The 1,259-nt window shown below is 65.7% G+C and carries 2 protein-coding genes and 1 pseudogene; 1 reads left to right on the top strand and 2 read right to left on the bottom strand.

The window, feature by feature from the left end:
* Positions 1-318: pseudogene (locus tag Y708_RS25380) on the bottom strand (A/G-specific adenine glycosylase); the annotation flags it as partial.
* Positions 319-394: 76 nt separating this feature from the next.
* Between Y708_RS25380 and Y708_RS0114895 the strand changes: the two are divergent.
* Entirely contained in the window at positions 395-1,072 is a 678-nt protein-coding gene (locus Y708_RS0114895; protein ID WP_028280542.1) for a hypothetical protein, read from the top strand.
* Between the two features lie 3 nt (positions 1,073-1,075).
* Here the strand turns inward: Y708_RS0114895 and Y708_RS28500 are convergent.
* On the bottom strand, positions 1,076-1,259 hold a 184-nt coding region (locus tag Y708_RS28500; protein ID WP_275451116.1), incomplete at its 5' end, for a helix-hairpin-helix domain-containing protein.

The following is a 1,259-nucleotide window of genomic DNA, read 5'->3' as shown; positions in this document are numbered from 1 at the left end:
CTGCCCGCCATGATTGACGACGACGGCGGTGGCCGCCGCGTGCAGGCGCAGAGCCCGGCGCGGGTACCCCAGACGGCCCCAGTGGCGAAGCGCTTCGCCGGATGGAACGGCGGCAAGGTCTCCAGGCGTTGGCCATCGGGTCATCCAGTCGGTCCAGACCGGGAGCACCCGCACAACAGGGGTCTGCTGGAGCATGAACTCGCTGACCAGCACACCCCACGCTGTGCGGGTGGGTAGGCGCCAGGGCAGGTCCCTTGCGGCTGAGGAGAACCAATGCGTGATGCGGGCGTGAAGCTCGGGAGCGTTGACCGTTTCCATTGTGCCTTCCATGATATTCGTCGTCGCCCGGCGTGGTGCGTCCGGAATTCAACGCTTCGGTCCCTAGCCTTAACCTATGAACTCGGCGGGCGGCAACGGCAACACGCGCGCTCCCGGCACACCCAGAAGGCCGAGCCCCGGGGTGGCCAGGCGTCGTCGGATAGTGGTTGCGGTCCTCGCGCTGATTCTGCTCGGAGGACTGGTGTGGGGCGGCATCGTGGTAGCGGGGCTGTTCCGCGCCTCGCAGCCAACAACCGGCACAGCCACAACCGGCACCGCCGAAAGCGCGACCCCAACAAGCGCGGCACCCACAACCCCAACACTTACCGGATCCGCGGAACCCACTGAATCGACGACGACGGCCGGACCGGTTTGCGATCCTGCCGGGGTCACCGTGCTGGCCTCCGCCGACTCGGAATCGTATCCAGCCGACCGGCAGCCGGTCTTCACCTTCACCGTCACCAACACCGGCGACGCCGAATGCACGGTGAACGTTGGCACGTCGCAGATGGAGTTCCTCATCTCCAGCGGCGGGGACCGCATCTTCTCCTCGCTGGATTGTCAGGAGGGCGCCCAGGACCTGGAAAAGGCAATTCCGCCCGGTGGCACGGAAACCGCCGAGTTCACCTGGCCAAGACTCCGCAGCGTGCCGGGATGCGAAGCGGTGGAGGCCCTCACCGGTGCGGGCGAATACGAACTCGTGACGAAACTCGGTGAGCGTGTCAGCGAGCCGACCGGGTTCACGCTCGAATAGACGTCACATGAAGCGGTCAAGCAGGCTCGTTTCGGCAATCCGAGAGAGTCCCTCGCGCACGGTGCGGGCACGTTGCTCCCCAATCCCATCCACCGTCATGAGGTCCTCGATGGTCGCCGCCATCAAATTCTGCAGTCCATCGAAATGATCAACAAGCCGGTTGGCTACGGCGGGCGGAACGGCCTTG

The organism is Arthrobacter sp. H5 (assembly GCF_000520595.1).
Classification (GTDB): domain Bacteria; phylum Actinomycetota; class Actinomycetes; order Actinomycetales; family Micrococcaceae; genus Arthrobacter_D.
The sequence above is the reverse complement of the archived record's forward strand: the minus strand, read 5'-3'. Positions and strand labels throughout refer to the sequence as shown.

What these genes read in the sequence shown, in the direction of transcription:
- Y708_RS0114895 (WP_028280542.1), top strand. Translation starts at nt 395, where the DNA reads ATGAACTCGGCGGGCGGCAACGGCAACACGCGCGCTCCCGGCACACCC.